Source organism: Endozoicomonas acroporae, assembly GCF_002864045.1.
GTDB classification, from domain to species: domain Bacteria; phylum Pseudomonadota; class Gammaproteobacteria; order Pseudomonadales; family Endozoicomonadaceae; genus Endozoicomonas; species Endozoicomonas acroporae.
Window position 1 is genome coordinate 12,018 of the sequence record NZ_PJPV01000030.1, and the last position, 15,350, is coordinate 27,367.

Below are 15,350 nucleotides of genomic sequence, written 5' to 3' on the forward strand. Positions count from 1 at the left end.
CTCACTTGGAGAACAGGACTGTTTGCCGTGCATTCAATGTTTCAGAAATGGAACCTTGATGGTGCCAGTTCAGAACCATGAGATAAGCGAGGGTGCGAACGATCCAGCCCGGGTCAATTTGTGTTCAGGGTCTATAAGCCACTGCAAAGATAACGACCACTGCCAGGCTCTGCACCATGATAATTGTGGCAGAGCCTAATTTTCATTGTGCGGGGTGACCGAAATGTCGGTCATGAGCATTTGTGCTCTTCGTGTGCTTTGTGGTTCAAAAAAAATCAATCACCTTCCTTCAGCAACAACGCCAGCTCACGGGCTAACTCTTTGCGATCAGGCAGATGAGTCTTATAACGGGAAACAAAAATCTGGTTAGATATCGAGCCAGTAGCATATTCAACCAGTATCTCGTCTTTATCTGCGACAAGAACAATACCAATAGGTTCATGGTCACCCTCGGTATTTTCTTCTTTTTTGAAATAATTGAGATACAGGTTCATCTGCCCGATATCCTGATGGCTGACCTTGCCCAGTTTCAGGTCAATCAGTACAAAACACTTCAGGATGCGGTGGTAAAACAGCAAATCAACATAGTAATGGGTATTATTGAGCGTCACCCGGTATTGCTGGGCAATAAAGGCAAACCCTTTGCCCAATTCCAGAAGGAACTGGGCCAACTTATCAACCAGCTGGTTTTCAAGCTGCTTTTCGCTGTATTGCTTGCGCTCAGGAAGGTTCAGGAATTCAAACACATAAGGATCTTTCACCAGATCCGCTGGATCTGTTGGCTGATGACCGTCATTGGAGAGCGCTAAAACCCCTTTCTTATCGGTGCTGATAGCCAGCCGTTCAAACAGGCCCGAGTTAATCTGCCGCTTGAGTTCACGTACGGACCAGTTCTCCACAAGGCACTGTTTTTCATAGAAAGACCGGGCCAGGGGCTCAGAAACGCAAAGTAACTCGCAATAGACAGACCAGCCCAATTTTCCAGACAGTGTCTGGATTTTTGGGTAACAGAGATACAATTGCCGCATCTGGTAGATATTGCTTCGGCTGAAGCCTTTGCCATAACGCTGTTTCAGGTCTTTGGACAAAAGATCCAGTAATTGCTTTCCATATTGGGCCGTGTGTTCGCCCTGCTGCTCGAATTCGACAATATGCCGCCCGATATGCCAATAGGTTTCTACCAGTGCTGCGTTTATTTTTTGCCTGGCTTCTCTGCGCCCGGCCTCCAGTAATTCACCAACACGGGCAAGTAACAAGTCATAGTGTTCCATATTGCTAGTGTTCCTGACTGTTATCATTAGTTGCCAGTATTATGGCATGGATATGACTATGGGGTGGGAGGGCGCATTGTTTATGAAAAGCCTTAAAAGCTATGAACCACAAAGGACACAAAGCGTCGATGATTGCTCCTGAAAGCCAAGGTCATGAAAGCCAACGTCAGGTCTTTCATTGTGCAAATAACTTTTTTTATCACCATAAACGACATTTGTTATGCATGATTAAAGACCTAATGGAATGGTCCGCCCCGCTCCCAAAACGGCTTCAAATGAGCCACAATAGAATGAGTTTGGCAGGACATCATTCAAAATAAGAAACGGAGCGGACCATCCATGAGCAAGATTAACAAATCAGGAACTAATCAAAAAGGCCAGGTTGCTTTTCTCGGAATTGATCTGAGCAAAAAGAGTTTCCAGCTACACGGTGTTGATGCCAAAGGTCATGTGGTTATCAAAAAGAAACTTAATCGCAAAGCACTCATGCTCTTTATTGCCAATCTGCCTCAATGCGCTATAGGCATGGAAGCTTGTGGAGGCTCACACTACTGGTGTCGTAAATTTACTGAACTGGGTCATGACGTTCGTATTATGGCTCCCCAGTTCGTAAAACCTTACGTAAAGTCAAACAAGAATGATGCTGCTGATGCTGAGGCTATCTGTGAAGCAATGCAACGGCCCAGCATGCGCTTTGTACCAACCAAAACGATTGAGCAGCAGGATATTCAGAGCCTGCACAGAATACGCAGCCAGGCCGTGGCCAGAAGGACTGCATTGGGTAACCAGATCAGAGGTTTGTTGATGGAATACGGGGTCATTATTCCCAAGGGCATAGCCTTCATCCGTAAACAGATCCCCCTGGTTCTGGAAGATGCTGAAAACGGTTTAACAGTGTTGTTCCGTGAACTTCTCAGTGAACTGTACGAAGAGATGAAACACCTGGACGAGCGAGTAGAAAAGCTTGAACAAAAGCTCGAAACCATTGCAGCTAATAATGAAGCTTGCAAACTATTGCTAACCATACCCGGCATTGGGTTGCTCAGTGCTACGGGACTGTTTGCTGCGATTGGTGATATCTCAGCATTTAAAAATGGCCGGGAAATGGCGGCCTGGTTGGGACTGGTGCCCAAGCAGGCGTCTACTGGTGGAGTGCCTACCTTACTGGGCATCAGTAAAAGGGGCGACACCTACCTGCGAACCCTGCTTATACACGGTGGCAGAACCGTTGTCAGGGTAGCCAACAAACACGACGATCGACGTAATAATTGGATTCAAGAGCTTGATAAGCGTCGTGGTAAGAATATATCAGCAGTGGCTGTTGCCAATAAAAACGCTCGCATTGCCTGGGCTGTGTTAACCAAGAAAGAGCCGTACAAGGCAGCAGCATGAATATAGGCATTAAACTATTAAACATTTGTCGTTAGACAAGAAAAGCAAAAGCGGTTAATCAGTGTAAGAAGCCTGCAACGAGTTGCGTGGATAAAGTTCAAATGATGGCATAAAAGGTAAGACCTGCACTCCCTTGAACCTGACTGGGGTCAGGGCCCATAGAGGCCGAAGACCTGATGAGGTGGGAGTGAGCGGATTCCATCAGGGCCAGAGGCATTGAGACCTCACCCCAAAGGCCGGTCTCTTAATGAAGAGAATGGAAGCATTACTCTTTAAAAGCCATTGTGAAAACTTTTCCTTGCATCGCGGGGCGGACCATATATGACCCCGGTTTTTGACCCCGGTTTTCGGTTTTCTGACCCCGGTTTTCCGGTTTTTTGACCCCGGTTTTCCTGACGTTAGGTTCCTCACCGAGCACTGAACGCCTGAGGTAAATATTCAATGATACGCTGATCACGGGTAATCAACGGGCAATCGCAAAAAATGGCATCCGCTGCAATCAACCGGTCAAAAGCGTCCCGCGTCCAGTGAATACCAATAGCCGACTGAACCAGGCCTGCTGTCGGCGTTTTCGAGCAAACCATGCCCACATCACCATACAAGTCAGCCACTATCTCGGCTGGCGTGTAGGCAATCCGAGCGATTTCATACAAATACTGAAGTTCAAGCCTTGCCAGTTCAGGCAACACAATATCATGATGCTCAAGCTGCTCCTGAGCCTCTGGGGAAACCTTGCTCAAATCACCACTGTGCAGAAAGACCGCAATGTGCGTATCAATCAAAACCATTATCTGGCTCCCACTGGTGGGTCATAGCGTCCTCAAGGCCCTCTGCCGAATCCACACCATCAGGCAGCAATGTATTGCGGACCTTAAGGTTTCCAAGCTTGGTTGAAGCCCTGGTCACAACACCCAGCTTTAAGAGAGCCCCACCCCGCTCAATGGTTAATGGCTTACCACTGGCAATCACCTCATCCACAAGCTGATAGATATTCTTACGAAGCTGAGTCAGAGTTACCCCCTGGCTGTGCTGGTCCGGTTCCTGCTGCGTAGTCATAAATCAGAACCCCAAAAACATGTACGCCTATAAATATATAGCGTACACAGCATAACCGCAACCTCCGGGGAGCTGAGGGATGTATCTTTTATACCAAAAGGACCTGGAGTTTATACGGCGACAAAGAAGTGACCCTCAATTTCTAAGCCGGTAAAATCACCTACCGGCCGAACGTCAAGGATCAAGACTTGACCCCGGTTTTCAGCTGTTATCCCCATGCGTTTGCAGAACCTGAAACCCGAAGCCCAGTACTCCCCTTATACCAGTGACACTCTGAAAGAGCTGGCCCAGCTTCTGCCAGAAGGCGCACCGGACTGGATGCGTTCCCCCAAGAAACTGGAACACCTGTTGAAGGGCTATTTCGGTTCCCTGGGTGGGTACGCACTGATGGTTGCCGATGCCATGACCCGTGAAGCCACCGATGCCGCCGAGCCCCCAGCCCTGCGCAAACGGGATATGCCTTTAGTGGGAAGTTTTGTCCAGGATGGTGTGGCCGGAAGCAATCGCTACACCGACGAATTCCACGATATGAATAAGGACGTGACTGAGATAGCGGCATCCATCAAACGGTATCAGGAGTCCGGTGAAATGGATCGAGCTAAAGAACTGGAGCTGTCAGCAGCGGAGAAACTACGCCACAAACAAGGTCTCCAGAAAGCCAGTCGCCAGATCAGCAAGCTGCGAAAGGAAGTCAGACGGGTGATGGAAGATAAACTGATGAGCAGTGATACGAAACGCCAGAAAGTGGATGACCTGAATCGGAAGATCAGCCAGACATCTACAGAGGCGGTGAAGCAGTATCAGCATCCGTTTCGTTAAGGATGGCTACTGCAAGATAAAAAATATACCTGGTGACGTATATTGTCCGCCCTGCGATGCATGAAACAAGATCCGCCCCCCCCTGCTTTCTTATTCGCAGCGACGATTAAATCTTGATGATTCTCTGATTTTATGATCTGGGTACTTGCTATTAAAATAATCAACCACCCAAATTTGTTTTGCACGAATTGATGGATTCTCGCTCAATTGCTGAGGTAGTACTTGTTCAACAATTGACTTATTTATTTCGATAGAATCACCATTTAAATAATCAAGAAAAAAAAGCCCATCATTTTCTTCAATGAGTATTTCACTATCAACATCACGGAGGTTACCGTAAACTAGCTCGATAAGTGCTTTAGATATAACTACACGAGGGTTTAAAGCAAGTTTTGATTCGATGCTGTAGGCATCTATGAGTCCATGACTAAAAAGAAAATCCTCTGTTGAAAAATGTTTTCCATACGATACTCCTCCACGGCATAAAATCCCAGAACAAAGTAAATCGTATTGAAAGTTGGATATGATTCTGCATATCGAATGGAAATTATCAGTTCCATACGGAACTGATAACACTACAGAGTCAGAAAATTGAGTCAAAGCCATACCTTGAAGTTGCGTAGATATCTCTTTTGTTTTTTTATGAACATCAAACAATTTTGATATAAATCTTTGTTCTCCATCTGGCTTTTCACAGTCATGCGAAACCATTGAACTAAAGCCCAAAAGATCGATAAAAGCAACAATATGATTTTTTAAACTAAGTTCCATCAATCTAATTCCATAAGCCTTGCTTCTAATTCAGCAATGCAACCTCTATAATCTTCCATTCGTTCAACAGCGCCCGTCCAAGCGGCACCTGTCCATGCTCTATTATTTGCATCCATTACCCTAGTATCGTCTTGACTTAAGTCGAACATCGCCTTCCCGTGCTCTTGCATTATGGGTGCAAGCCCTTCAAAGTCCCTTATTTTGGATACAACGATTTGATCACCCTGTAATCCAGAAGTAAGATCATAATCTTCATGGTTGAATTGGGAAATAACTGGATATAAAGATGCTTCAATTTTACGAGGAATTCTTTCCATCCACATCCTATAAGTTGGCTTAGGTTGACCTCCACGAATTTTGAAACTTTGCAAAATAACTCCTAAGAATTTTGGTAACCCATGCTGCACTGGCAAACCTATTTCTTCAAAGTCATTTTTTATTTGTTGATGATCTTTAATCCATTTACCAATTATCGTAGATAATGTCCCAATGGCTTGAACATTAAAGCGATCAGGGCAGGTTGGGACAAAGTAAGCATCACATGCTAAGAAACAAGCTCTGGTTAACGCCCCGGAACTTGGACCTACATCAATTAATATAAAGTCAATATTGTTTTTATCGCCAAATCGCCTTAATAAATCTGCAATAGCCACATAAGTTCTTTTCTCATGCGTTTTGTTTGAAAATCTTTGGATATGAGACTCGGCCAATGAATCTTCAATTGAGCTTAAATTCACATCACCTTTTAATAAAAATAGATTTTCATCAATATCTATCGTTTCCACCGACTCCAAAGGAATCTCTGCAACTTCACCTTCAATTCTAGGCTTTAATAGTTCCAGTAAACTGGTGCCTTGAATATCCCTTTCTTGATGAGTTTCTAATTCCAACTCATCTAAACGAGCAATTTGTGGGGAAAGCATTAACTCAGTTAAATTGCATTGCGGGTCAGCGTCTACCACGAGAACTTTTTTCCCGTTTTTAGAAAGTAATTTTGCAAGATTGAAACATGTCGTCGTTTTAGATACACCACCCTTGTGATTATATAACGTAACTATTTTCATAATTCATCTACCTTTCATACGTAAATTGAACCCAACTTATATTGGAGTAAAAATGCTTCAAAGACTTTCATTTTGAATAAATGCAAGATTTAAAATCCGAACCTATCAATTTTGGTATTTTATCTGATTCGGATTTGCTCGCATGACGATGTGGAGAAAACAGCCATTGCCAGACTTATATTTTGATGAGCCTATCTACGATCATTTCTTGGACATACGGTAAATACTCTTCATATATGGTTGCAGCTCTGATATTTGTGAGCTTTCCAATTTTCTCTGGTATTTCGATCTCAAATGCATCTTTGCTTATCCAAGCAACCTTCACAAAAAGACTCTTCCAATTTTTATAAGATTCAGATCCAAGCTCTCCAGAAGAAATACATGAAAACAAATTCTTAGTGACAACACCAACACCTTTAACTTTTATCTTTCTCGAACCAGGTGCGTTACTTTTGATATAAAGGATATCGCCAATTTTTAATGCAGAAATAAATGAGTATAGATCTTCCGCTCTATCTTCATTCCAACCAAGTATGAATTTATTTTCGTCAAAGAACTGATCCTTTAATTCTTTTTCATTCCACTTTGAACCAACACCATAAATTGCCATTTAATACTCCAAAACTAGTTTTTTTACAAGTATAACGTGTGATTATTGAGTGCTTTAGACTCTCCTATGAACCACAACGTTATATTTTTTAATGTATTTCGACTTCAAGCCCTTCTTTTACATTTTTTTGAAAGTTGTGATCGTGTTTTGCATTGCCATCGATCCAACTACTTCAAAACAACCTTACACTTAGGAAACTGACTACACCCCCAAAACTGCTCCCCAGCATTCGCCCCTTTTTTGGCAGTCCGCAACACCATACCACTACCACACTTGGGACATACTTTCTGATCAGCTTTCTTCTGCTGAATATCCTTAACATGGCGAACATGGGCTCTATTAGTTTTAAAGCCAGGCTCAAGCCGGTTAGTACTAATCTGCTCCACCGCTTCCCTCACCTCAGTTGCCGAGAGCAGCGAGGATGACTTTGACTTGATATACCGAATCAGGCCACCAGCGTAGGTGACATTATTCGGCATGGTGGTTTTAAATGCACTGTCTCCCACAAACACCACAACAGAAAACAGTTTGCTTTCATCCATTCCCAGGCAGGAACCAAGAACCTTGGTGTGCTTGTAATTCTGATGAAGCGGATTCTGAAATTTGCTGCTGTGCTTGAAGATCTTCTGGGTCCACTGCTTTTGATGCTCTGAACCGAATATCCACCCCTTCATATTTTTGGTTTCGATAACAAAGATGCCAAACTCAGAGACAATGATGTGGTCAATTTGCGTACTACCTTCGTCTGTTGGCAGTGTGACATTTTTGATCAGATGGTATTTCTCTTTATCGAGGAAAAACTTTACCGCTGTATTGACCATAAACTCACCAAAAACGCCTTTAAACCAGGCAGATCTGCCGACGGCAAGGATGATGAATATGGGAATAAAATAAACCAATACAGAAAACACGCTGGAGAGGATAGGTGTGAAATCCAATTTCTGGCTCCGGTTTCTATGTTTTTATAGCCGCAAATACGCTACCGCCCCTCATTCCATCTGCAGAGTAATAAGGGCTGTCTTTATGATTTTGTATAGCGGAAAGAATATTATCAGATAAATGACGTATATATCTATGATGGGACTATGGGCTGTTTTCTGGATCTTTGGGAAACCGGGGGCAGCTCTTGCTTTTTGCATGTCCAGAAAAACAAAATCCAGTAGCCTCCTCAGACTGACCAACCAACCCCCACAACCACATCAAAAAAACAACAACCAAAAAAAAGACATCAAATCTGCATCACCCTCTTCCCCAAAAGCTCCCTCCCTGATATACGATAAAATTCACAACAAGCAGTTTCCTTCGACAAACCACGGGCAAAACCACATGGACGTAGATTTAGAAGTGGCTGTAGAAGTAACAGTTAATCCGGTAAAACTGCATCAGGCCGCAAAAAATGTCAGACCACATTTCCACACGCTCAATGATGCGGAAAAAAAAACATTTGTTACGGATGCTGAGCCTCGAATTCGATAGCCAGGATGAGAAAACATGAATGATCAGGGGGTTGGCCAGCGACTGGTGCAAGCCATGGAGCTGGCGGGCATTGCCAGTGTTAGCAAACTGGCCCGGCGCACAGGGATAGACAGGGGTTATCTCTACCGTCTGGCCAATGGTGATATACGCAACCCCCATAAACATCTTGAGGATCTGGCCAAAGCCACCGGCGTCGGTTCAGCCTGGCTGGGTACCGGTAAGGGTGGCCCTTATGATCACGAAAGACGACAGGATCAACCATTGGTCCATCGTCTGCCTGTTATGGAAGCCTCCGTCACGGTCATTCCCGTGCACGGCGAACCCTATGAGGTCAGGGGTTTTGTTCCTGACCTCTTCAGTAACGAACATCACCAATTGCAAGACGCCGGATTGTACAAATTTTATTATGTACCGGAAATGATTGAGTCTTTTCCCGGTCTCACGCTCCTGACCGTCGAGAACGCATTACGCCCCGGCCCCGGATTGTTTCTTGCCTGGAAAACCGATAACAATATCAAACGGCTGTATAGCTTCACCTGCACTTATGCCGGGCTTGAGGTCGTCAGCACCCGAGACCCTGATATGGAAGTGATCGGCAGGGTTCGCAATATGGATTACTGGAAGTTAGACCTATCCCCCAGTTAAACGACAAAGCATAAACAACAGCATTAGGGCAAAAACCAGAAAAATTCGAACCTGTATTCCGCAGTTGAACCAGACAAAAACAGCTTAATCCCTTCTATATGCAGGTGTATATCGGAACCATAAAGCTCAGCCTGCTGACTGAGCCGTTAAATTCGGTCACACACTTATGCGGCAAGGGGTCAGGCAATATAAGATTGCAGTTAGGGGAATACAGGTTTATGAAATTAAAAGCCTACAACCGCAGCAAGGATGAGGTTGTCATTATTGACAGCCACGGTAACGTCAGCGAAAGGGGGATCAAACGGTTTATCCGCTCAGGTCAGGATAATGACCTGCCACCGGAAGACAGGGAGGTACTGTTACAGCAACTGGAAGGTCGCACCGATATCATCGCCGATAAGGGGTTGAACGGAGGCCACTGTTTTTCCCTGCCCTGTGACCAACCGCTGTTGAACTATCTCTGGGGGGTATACATTGGCACCATTATTCTTTGCCCTGTTTTATTCCTGATTCACTTTGGCTGGTTTGGCGTTGACTTTACCGTCGCACCCTTGGTGTTTCCGCTGAGTTTTGCCTTTTTAAACCCGGTGTCGGAGCTGTACGGCCAGCGAAGTGCACGACGATTGCTAAATAATACGGTGCTGATATTGCTGGCACTCGCCGGTTTTAGCTGGCTGTTGTTGAATCTCCCGATGTTCTTTGACCATTCCGGTTTTAGCCACGACTATGACATAGCATCCGTTGTCAGTGTGTAGGCGAAACTCCCGACATATTATGCGGCGTTGGCAGGAGACTTATGGATCACCGACAGCATTAATATCCTGGCTTTCCAGAAGATTCGCAGCTGGATGAACCAGCAGTGGTTTTCGGTGCGCTCGCTGCTGTCGAACGGTCTGTCGCAGATTCTCTTTACGCCGATGTGTGCGTTTTTCCTGAGCGGTGCATTCTGGCTGGAAGATGATACCCTGAGCCGGGTTTCAGGCATTACCGGTCTCAAGCTGGTGCTGGTAATCATTTACCTGCCGATTGCCGTCACCATTGTTCGCTGTGCCCGGCAATGGCGCCGGGATAATCTCCTGTGAGCTGACGTTAGCGATCAATAATTTCACGACAAGGGGCGGTGTTGTCGGGGACACTCACCGTCCTCTATGGTGAAGAAGCTCTTCAGTCAATCCCGGGTTTTCATCACTGATGAAACTCCGGCACCAGGCGCCCCTTCATCGCCGACAAATATTTCTTATCCATCATCACTCTTCATGCTCTTCTTCATAGGCACAGTACTGCCCCACATTCTCACCTACCGATGAAATAACCCGGAAAGGCACTCGCTCGTTGCTGTCGGCTTCGGTGATACCGACCACCGTGATACGGTGCACCAGCTCATCGCCATAATCGAAGAGATAGAGAAACTCCTGCTGTTCGGCAAAGCCCAAATCCCGAATCTCAGTGGCCGATGCGGATTTGGTGGGCTGGCTGAAACCGAAGCTGGACACCAGGTGCTCACCATCCGGTGAACCGGAGTATTCATTGTCCCGGTCCCTATATTCGTTTGAAGTGTAAAACGAGAACATATGGTCATTGTCCCAGTCGAAAGCATACTGAATTTTCAGATGCAGATCGTACAGGGTCTCTTTGCCGGACAGCTCGAAAGTCCGGATAACATCGTGTTCAAATTCGAAGTAAGGATGGCCAATCAGCTCCACTTGCATTTGATAGCACAGGGGTGGCTGGCTGATGATCGTTTTCAGCCCATCCAGACTATTGGCCATTTTGGCCGCTCGCTGAATTTCATACGCCTTGTCAAAATCCAGAAAACAGCACTTCTTGTATTTCTTGCCACTGCCGCAGGGGCAGGGTTCGTTGCGGTTGAGTTTAAACATCGCTGGTTGATGGCTCATTATGGGTTAACGGCTCCAGATTATTTCAAGACTCTGTTACAGTTGCATTTGCTCTGGCAGTCAACACCATTAAAACCTGTATGCCAAACACTGAAGTCGCCAGTGTCCGTTTTGATCGGTGCAGCGCCAGGTTACTTTCTCCCAGTTTAAGCCTGGATTCGTCAGCTTGCGTTGTGTGTATGCCAGCTCACACTCCTTTTCTTCCAGCTCCCTGTTGTCCGCAGTGGATAGCGCCGATAGATCAAACGCTTCCTCAATTTCCGTTTCAACCGGGGAAGATGTGTACTTCAGGAGTAATGCATCGTCATCAACTTTAAATGCCTGGTTGGTCTTTTCCAGAAAATGGTTGGTCAAACGGGTTGTAATATCATCCATATCACCGCCCTGAGTCGCTATGGTGACCACTTGAGAAAATGAATCCTGGTAATCAAGCCGCAATTGTGTGGCCAGGTTTCTGGCGTGCTTTTCCCGCTCAGCAGTATCCATGTTACCCAGAACGGCCCACCAAATTTCTCAGCTCTTCGAGTTTGTCACTGTATTGCACAAACCACTCAATGTACTGCCGTTCATTGGTGATGGCTGGAGCTTCAGGGAATGTTTAGGTTGTGGTCATAGATTTGCCTGGTATGTCTTTATCTTTTGCAAGCGATTGGTGGCCCCGGTCTTTCAGGCTACCGTCGTTTCATCGTCACGAATCATATTCTTGAAACCATAGTTGCTGTGCAGCTTATAAAAAGCAGCATACCGTTTGGACTGCACGGTGCCTACAGGGCTTTTTTTCAGTAATCGCCAATAGTCTTGCAGAATCATATCCCGGAAACGGTTGGGAAAAAGCATGGCAGCGCCCGAGGTGATGTGCAGGTCCTCCCCATAGGTAAGGATTCGGGAGAATATGACAAAGCTGTTTATGCCAGGTGATGAGCTTAAACCCCGGTCAGTGATGGTCAACTCGCCACCGTTGAGCAGATCCTCAAGCTTAACGGTTGCTGACTCCGTATCACTGCTGAGAATCTGGAAAAGTGAGGTTTGAGAACTCAGCAGAGCATCAAGGATCCGTGCATCGGTGGTGTTGATGGTTCCATGGTGCTTGCGTTGATAACGCTTTACGATGTTCTCGCCATTGATGTCTACATAAGTAGTTAACCAAATGAAATCGTATTTTCTGACTAAGTGGACAGTCACTCTGCTGCGTTACAACTACGGTCACATAGCTATGGCTATGCTCCCTACGTTGTGCCTTGCATAGTAACTGCCCACTTAGCCAGAAATATACGATTCCATTTGGTTAACTACTTAATCGTTGATGCAAAAGTCGGTGTATTTATCAAACTGATCATAAGATTCAAAATTCATTTTACCTTTTTTGATCGCATCAAGGCGTCGGGCGGCTATTTTATATTCGTCCCGGGTCAACTCCTTGAAGAGTGCAGAGTTCAGTTTTTTGCCAACAGCTCGAAGCTGGTCGTAATCAGGGTGGATATGGCGCATAAAGTCCTGCTAATTCGGATTGATTACTGATTGAACAGTCCCGTTCGTGAGTCAACGGGCATAAAACATATCGTAGCAATAGTTGGTCGCTTCGATAAAACCTTCAATACTGCCACAATCAAACCGTCTGCCTTTGAATTTATAAGCCAGCACACAACCACGCTGAGCCTGGGCCATCAGGGCATCGGTGATCTGGATCTCGCCGCCCTTGCCGGGTTAGGTGTCTCTGATCAGGTCAAAAATATCCGGGGTCAGAATATAGCGGCCAATAATGGCCAGGTTACTGGGGGCATCTTCCCAGGCGGGTTTTTCCACCATAGTTTCCACACGGATCAGGTCATCGGAAATGGTTTGCCCGGCAATCACACCGTACTTGTGCACTTGATCTTCCGGCACTTCCATTACCGCCACAATGGAGCAACGGAACTGTTTGTAGAGTTGCGCCATTTGCGCCAGCACGCCGGGGCCATCCGGGTTAATGCACAGGTCATCCGCCAGCACCACACCAAAGGGCTGTTCGCCGATCAGGGATTCACCGGAAAGAATGGCATGGCCCAATCCTTTCATCTCCCGCTGACGGGTGTAGGAGAAAGTACACTCATCAATCAGCTGACGTATATTGGTGAGCAGCGATTCCTTATCGGTACCGGCAATCTGGTGTTCCAGCTCGTAGTTGGTATCGAAGTGGTCTTCCAGGGCTCGCTTGCCCCGGCCCGTCACCATGCAGATATCCGCCAGATTCGCATCCAGGGCTTCTTCAACCCCGTATTCAATCAGTGGTTTGGAAACCACCGGCATCATCTCTTTGGGCATGCTTTTGGTGGCTGGGAGAAAGCGGGTGCCGTAACCGGCGGCGGAGAATAGGCATTTTTTCAGCATGAATATAGATCGTTTGATTGTTGACAAATGGTGATACTTCTACCATTTTGTATGTACATAAGGCACACAATAACGGTATGAAAGTATTTAACTGGAACTGTGAAAAAAATGCCTGGCTCAAGGCTAATCGGGGTATTTCCTTTGAGGAGATCATTTTTCACATTGAACTGGGTGGTGAACTGGCCATTACTTATCATCCGAATCAATCCAAATACCCCGGACAGAAAATATCCATTGTCCAGGTTGAGGACTATGTCTATCTGGTTCCTTTTGTGGAATCGGAAGATGAGATATTCCTGAAAACCATTATCCCCAGCCGAAAAGCCACAAAACAGTATCTGGGAGGCACCCTATGAAACCCAATGAACAAGAGTTACAGGAAGAACAGGATATTCTGGATGCTTTTGAAGCAGGAGCCCTGAAGCCTGTTGATAACCCCGAAGCCATGAAACTGGCCCATCAGCAGGCCGCTGGAAATACCTTCAAAAAGGATGCGCGTTTGAATATACGCCTGAGCAGCCGCACGCTCAGGGCTTTGCAGAAAATGGCTCTGGCAGAAGGCATCCCCTATCAAACCATGATTGCCAGCGTGCTTCACAAGTATGCGGAAGGCCGTTTGGTTCCATCAGATAATGAAACCAGGGAGTAGGCATCCATCAGAATAACTGCCCCTTGCTATATCAGGGCAACGGATACTGTTTCTCCAACTGCCGTGCCCGATGCGGATAAAGCTTCGCTAACCTTTGCTGACTATCATCAAGCCTTGCCTGAACCGTCTCACTCAACCATCCGCGATAATACCTGCCAAGGATGGTGGCGTTTTCCATCAAGGTTTGTTCCCAGGGGCCAAGCTGGTCAGCACGAACCAGTGCCTGTTCAAACAGTGGGTCGATCAGCGAGCGCTGGGAGCGTGCCTGTGCATAACTGCTCCAGCTATAGGGCCATGCAGGTCTTTGCAAAATGGCCTGTTGCCATGCATCCAGTTCCATCTGCTGTCCGGTTTCGGAGGTTGCCCAGTTGTTTTTCACTCCCCAGTCCAGCACTTTGGCTCGCATCATCTGCAGTTCGGGAGAGCCGGACATATTGTCCAGAGCATTATCAGCTCCAGCTAAAGTGAGTAGCCACTGCTCTTTATCCACGGTAAAGCCAGCATCTTCTTTTGCTTCTGTTACCCAGTGATCCAGAAAATCCTCCGTCTGGGAGCGCCAGACTTCCGACTGCACCAGATTCCATGCCGTATTAAAAGCCACTGCCAGCAGGACAATACCCGGCAGGACCATCAACCATCTCTTGTACACCGTGCGTGATTCCCTTTAAAAGCTTTTTCACCACAAAGGCACAAAGACACGAAGAAGAGCAAAAGCAAAAGACTGGTAAGAGCAAAGCTCTTATAAAAAACGTTTTTCCTTTGTGCCTTTGTGTCTTTGCCGTGAAAATCCCTGAACTCAAGGTGCAAGCAACCGCCCTGTACAGAACAAGGAACTATCGTATTAATAAAAACTCAGGCTTATTGCTGAGCCTGAGCCAGGTAGCCGTAATCGACCAGTTTGTTCAACCAGCGTGACGCATTCTTCCTGACCATCAAACCCTCGTAATCAGTGTCAGGGTCAATATAAGGCTGGCGTCGCTTTAGTAAGGTATAAATTACACGAATAAGCTTGTGAGCTATGGCAACCAGGCTTCGCTTATGCCCCCTGCGAATGACCAGGCTCTGGTACTTGCCCTTGAACTGGCTCTTGGTCTTGATGGCAGCATTAGCCACCTCGCACAAGATCGTTTTGATCATCTTGTTCCCTTTTCGGGTTCGACCACTTTTGCATTTCCCAGCACTCTCGTTGTTGCCCGGACACAGCCCAGCCCATGAAGCGATTTCCTTCCTGCCTCCGAACTTGCTCATGTCATCACCGATTTCTGCGATCAGTGTTGCTGCACTCATTTCGCTGACTCTGGGTCGCGTCTGCAGTATCTGCCAGGCTTCTTT

The 15,350-nt window shown here is 46.3% G+C and carries 21 protein-coding genes and 1 pseudogene; 8 read left to right on the forward strand and 14 right to left on the reverse strand.

What is annotated here, in order from left to right:
* Window positions 1-275 precede the first annotated feature (275 nt).
* The gene (locus tag CX664_RS05410; RefSeq protein WP_219622125.1) at window positions 276-1,271 is read right to left on the reverse strand and encodes a PDDEXK nuclease domain-containing protein; all 996 of its coding nucleotides are present in this window, start codon (window positions 1,269-1,271) and stop codon (window positions 276-278) included.
* Window positions 1,272-1,610: 339 nt separating this feature from the next.
* On the opposite strand from CX664_RS05410, the gene CX664_RS05415 reads away from it, so the two are divergent.
* Window positions 1,611-2,663, forward strand: a complete 1,053-nt coding sequence (locus CX664_RS05415; protein WP_101745758.1) for an IS110 family RNA-guided transposase — start codon at window positions 1,611-1,613, stop codon at window positions 2,661-2,663.
* A 407-nt stretch (window positions 2,664-3,070) separates the two neighbouring features.
* Here the strand turns inward: CX664_RS05415 and CX664_RS05420 are convergent, their stop codons facing one another.
* A complete protein-coding gene (locus CX664_RS05420; protein ID WP_101745759.1) occupies window positions 3,071-3,451 on the reverse strand; it encodes a type II toxin-antitoxin system VapC family toxin in 381 nt (126 codons plus the stop codon).
* The gene (locus CX664_RS05425) at window positions 3,438-3,719 is read right to left on the reverse strand and encodes a type II toxin-antitoxin system Phd/YefM family antitoxin (protein ID WP_101745760.1); all 282 of its coding nucleotides are present in this window, start codon (window positions 3,717-3,719) and stop codon (window positions 3,438-3,440) included. Before CX664_RS05425 ends, CX664_RS05420 begins: the two co-directional genes overlap by 14 nt.
* A 216-nt stretch (window positions 3,720-3,935) precedes the next feature.
* On the opposite strand from CX664_RS05425, the gene CX664_RS05430 reads away from it, so the two are divergent.
* Complete coding sequence (locus tag CX664_RS05430) at window positions 3,936-4,538, forward strand: LPD38 domain-containing protein (protein WP_101745761.1); 603 nt, start codon at window positions 3,936-3,938, stop codon at window positions 4,536-4,538.
* A gap of 90 nt (window positions 4,539-4,628) precedes the next feature.
* On the opposite strand, the gene CX664_RS05435 is transcribed toward CX664_RS05430, so the two are convergent.
* From CX664_RS05435 to CX664_RS05450, 4 genes are all read right to left on the reverse strand, one after another.
* A complete protein-coding gene (locus CX664_RS05435; RefSeq protein WP_101745762.1) occupies window positions 4,629-5,309 on the reverse strand; it encodes a hypothetical protein in 681 nt (226 codons plus the stop codon).
* Window positions 5,309-6,373 carry a ParA family protein gene (locus tag CX664_RS05440; RefSeq protein WP_101745763.1) on the reverse strand — a complete coding sequence of 355 codons (1,065 nt, stop codon included), beginning with the start codon at window positions 6,371-6,373 and terminating at the stop codon, window positions 5,309-5,311. Before CX664_RS05440 ends, CX664_RS05435 begins: the two co-directional genes overlap by 1 nt.
* A 175-nt stretch (window positions 6,374-6,548) precedes the next feature.
* Window positions 6,549-6,983: a hypothetical protein gene (locus CX664_RS05445; RefSeq protein WP_101745764.1), complete on the reverse strand. Its 435-nt coding sequence runs from the start codon at window positions 6,981-6,983 to the stop codon at window positions 6,549-6,551.
* 167 nt (window positions 6,984-7,150) lie between these two features.
* Entirely contained in the window at window positions 7,151-7,921 is a 771-nt protein-coding gene (locus CX664_RS05450) for a nuclease-related domain-containing protein (protein WP_101745765.1), read from the reverse strand.
* A gap of 121 nt (window positions 7,922-8,042) precedes the next feature.
* Between CX664_RS05450 and CX664_RS05455 the strand changes: the two genes are divergently transcribed.
* The 4 genes from CX664_RS05455 to CX664_RS05470 all read left to right on the forward strand — a co-directional run bounded on the left by CX664_RS05455 (window position 8,043) and on the right by CX664_RS05470 (window position 10,186).
* Window positions 8,043-8,459: a hypothetical protein gene (locus CX664_RS05455; protein WP_145999839.1), complete on the forward strand. Its 417-nt coding sequence runs from the start codon at window positions 8,043-8,045 to the stop codon at window positions 8,457-8,459.
* Window positions 8,460-8,474: 15 nt separating this feature from the next.
* The gene (locus CX664_RS05460; protein WP_101745767.1) at window positions 8,475-9,104 is read left to right on the forward strand and encodes a helix-turn-helix domain-containing protein; all 630 of its coding nucleotides are present in this window, start codon (window positions 8,475-8,477) and stop codon (window positions 9,102-9,104) included.
* Window positions 9,105-9,322: 218 nt separating this feature from the next.
* Window positions 9,323-9,859, forward strand: coding sequence for a VUT family protein (locus CX664_RS05465; protein ID WP_180966382.1), 537 nt, complete (start codon window positions 9,323-9,325; stop codon window positions 9,857-9,859).
* A gap of 27 nt (window positions 9,860-9,886) precedes the next feature.
* The gene (locus CX664_RS05470; RefSeq protein ID WP_101745769.1) at window positions 9,887-10,186 is read left to right on the forward strand and encodes a hypothetical protein; all 300 of its coding nucleotides are present in this window, start codon (window positions 9,887-9,889) and stop codon (window positions 10,184-10,186) included.
* Window positions 10,187-10,351: 165 nt separating this feature from the next.
* Here the strand turns inward: CX664_RS05470 and CX664_RS26955 are convergent, their stop codons facing one another.
* The 5 genes and pseudogenes from CX664_RS26955 to galU all read right to left on the reverse strand — a co-directional run bounded on the left by CX664_RS26955 (window position 10,352) and on the right by galU (window position 13,369).
* Window positions 10,352-11,002, reverse strand: coding sequence for an IS1096 element passenger TnpR family protein (locus CX664_RS26955; protein WP_219622126.1), 651 nt, complete (start codon window positions 11,000-11,002; stop codon window positions 10,352-10,354).
* A 69-nt stretch (window positions 11,003-11,071) separates the two neighbouring features.
* Complete coding sequence (locus CX664_RS05480; RefSeq protein WP_101745770.1) at window positions 11,072-11,488, reverse strand: hypothetical protein; 417 nt, start codon at window positions 11,486-11,488, stop codon at window positions 11,072-11,074.
* Window positions 11,489-11,668: 180 nt separating this feature from the next.
* Window positions 11,669-12,184, reverse strand: coding sequence for a DUF7986 domain-containing protein (locus CX664_RS05485; protein WP_101745771.1), 516 nt, complete (start codon window positions 12,182-12,184; stop codon window positions 11,669-11,671).
* Window positions 12,185-12,295: 111 nt separating this feature from the next.
* Entirely contained in the window at window positions 12,296-12,490 is a 195-nt protein-coding gene (locus CX664_RS05490; RefSeq protein ID WP_101745772.1) for a DUF7986 domain-containing protein, read from the reverse strand.
* 51 nt (window positions 12,491-12,541) lie between these two features.
* Window positions 12,542-13,369 (reverse strand): annotated as a pseudogene (galU, locus tag CX664_RS05495) (UTP--glucose-1-phosphate uridylyltransferase GalU).
* A 77-nt stretch (window positions 13,370-13,446) separates the two neighbouring features.
* Here galU and CX664_RS05500 point away from each other — a divergent pair.
* Window positions 13,447-13,725, forward strand: a complete 279-nt coding sequence (locus CX664_RS05500) for a BrnT family toxin (RefSeq protein ID WP_101745773.1) — start codon at window positions 13,447-13,449, stop codon at window positions 13,723-13,725.
* On the forward strand, window positions 13,722-14,018 hold the full coding sequence (locus CX664_RS05505; RefSeq protein ID WP_101745774.1) for an antitoxin: 297 nt from the start codon (window positions 13,722-13,724) through the stop codon (window positions 14,016-14,018). Before CX664_RS05500 ends, CX664_RS05505 begins: the two co-directional genes overlap by 4 nt.
* 31 nt (window positions 14,019-14,049) lie before the next feature.
* Here CX664_RS05505 and CX664_RS05510 read toward each other — a convergent pair whose 3' ends face one another.
* Window positions 14,050-14,667: a hypothetical protein gene (locus CX664_RS05510; RefSeq protein ID WP_145999840.1), complete on the reverse strand. Its 618-nt coding sequence runs from the start codon at window positions 14,665-14,667 to the stop codon at window positions 14,050-14,052.
* Between the two features lie 209 nt (window positions 14,668-14,876).
* The coding region (locus CX664_RS05515; RefSeq protein ID WP_145999841.1) for a transposase at window positions 14,877-15,350 on the reverse strand (474 nt) is incomplete at its 5' end.